The organism is Halomonas sp. PBN3 (assembly GCF_000475415.1).
Taxonomy (GTDB): Bacteria; Pseudomonadota; Gammaproteobacteria; order Pseudomonadales; family Halomonadaceae; genus Halomonas; species Halomonas shengliensis.
The window spans coordinates 1-1,710 of record NZ_AXCA01000059.1 but is presented as its reverse complement, the minus strand read 5'-3'; the positions used below and the strand labels follow the sequence as shown (position 1 = coordinate 1,710).

Annotated in this window: 3 protein-coding genes; 2 read left to right on the top strand and 1 reads right to left on the bottom strand. The window is 54.4% G+C overall.

The genetic code is table 11. The features are described 5' to 3' along the window. Positions 1–87: 87 nt before the first annotated feature. A complete protein-coding gene (cadR, locus tag Q673_RS22820) occupies positions 88–495 on the bottom strand; it encodes a Cd(II)/Pb(II)-responsive transcriptional regulator (RefSeq protein ID WP_004364961.1) in 408 nt (135 codons plus the stop codon). A 95-nt stretch (positions 496–590) separates the two neighbouring features. Between cadR and Q673_RS22815 the strand changes: the two genes are divergently transcribed. Both Q673_RS22815 and Q673_RS35855 read left to right on the top strand, forming a co-directional pair. Next, positions 591–1,487, top strand: coding sequence for a cation transporter (locus Q673_RS22815; RefSeq protein ID WP_004574643.1), 897 nt, complete (start codon positions 591–593; stop codon positions 1,485–1,487). 3 nt (positions 1,488–1,490) lie between these two features. After that, the coding region (locus Q673_RS35855; protein WP_174704275.1) for a signal peptidase II at positions 1,491–1,710 on the top strand (220 nt) is incomplete at its 3' end.

Genomic DNA, 1,710 nt, shown 5'->3' with positions numbered 1-1,710 from the left:
GGGTAAGCGGATTAAATGGTTGATCTTACCTTTGCATGAGAGTGAGACAGACCGGCATCTCATCGGATTATCTGGTTGATGCTTCACCTACTGCTGGTGCATGTTTCCTTCGCTAATTCCAGCAAGAACCCCACACGCCTCAACTTCCCGGTCATCGTTGCAACTCGCTCTCAGTGAAACGAGTTGTTTCTCAAGCGCTTGCAGAGCGGTTATCTGCGACCGCACATGAGAGATGTGATCATCGAGCAAGGCGTTGACGGCGGTACAAGGCTGATGAGGGTCGTCCTGATAGCTCTGTAGTTCGTGAATCTCAGCCAGTGACAGGCCCAGGATTCTGCAGCGACGGATGAAGGCCAGCCCCTCACCATGCTTCTCGGTATAGACACGGTAACCGTTGTCCTGCCGATCAGGCGGCGGCAACAAGCCCTGCTGTTCATAGAAGCGGATCGTCTGTGTTTCGACCCCTACCAACTGCGCCAACTGACCAATGCGCATCAGCCTCCTCCCCAACGGATTCTTTACTCTATTGACCTTATAGTAGCTTTATAGTTTTAAATGGTACCACAACATTGTTCAAGTGGAGTCGTATCATGAGCAAATCCTGTGGTGGCGCCTGTGGCGGTGATGCAACGTCCGCAGCGGATACCGATATACAGGCCTCCTCCGAGGCGCCAGGGAGATGGGTCAGTGTTTATGCCGTGCCGAAGATGGACTGTCCATCAGAAGAACGAATGATTCGCCTAGCCCTGAACGGCTTTGAGGAGATTCGGGCGCTGTCCTTCGACTTGTCGAACCGCCGGCTGAAGGTCGTGCATGACGGCGAGGTCGAGCCCGTCACCTCGAAACTGAAGACCTTGGGGCTAGGCGCCTCGCTTCAGGAAACCGTCGCTGCAAATCCGGAGACCATCAAGGCCGCCGAGTTTTCGGCAGCTTCTGCTAAGCAAGAATCCGGGACCCTGCGCTGGTTGCTCGGCATCAATGCACTTCTGTTCGTGGTGGAAATGACTGCCGGTCTGATCGCCCAGTCCACCGGCCTGATTGGAGAATCCCTGGACAATTTTGCCGATGCGGCGGTGTACGGGCTTGCCCTTTATGCGGTTGGACATAGCGTGAAAATGCAGGTACGTGCCGCGCATCTTGCTGGTGTACTGCAACTGATCTTGGCTGTGGGCGTGCTCGTAGAGGTGGTGAGACGCTTTGTATTCGGTAGTGAGCCTGAATCGCTGGTGATGATGGCTATCGCATTCGTCGCATTGATTGCCAATACCAGTTGTCTGCTGCTCATATCCAAACATCGGGAAGGCGGGGCGCACATGAAGGCAAGCTGGATATTCTCGGCCAACGACGTGGTGATCAACCTGGGGGTCATCACCGCCGGCGCCCTGGTCGCGTGGACCGGTTCCAATTATCCGGATCTGATTATCGGCACCATCGCGGGGGGCATTGTACTTAACGGTGCCAGACGCATTTTGGCGTTGAAGGGTTAAATAATGCTCATTATTGGCAAAAAACTCTCGCCATATGCCCTATTGTCCATATCGGGCCTGCTGGCAGCGTCTGATCAGGCTGTAAAGTGGCTGGTGCAGCAATCAATGGCCTATGGCGAGTATGTTTCGGTGACCCCGTTCTTTAACTGGGTGCACCTATGGAACACCGGTGCCGCATTCAGTCTTTTTGCGAATGGTGGAGGCTGGCAGCGCTACTTTTTTA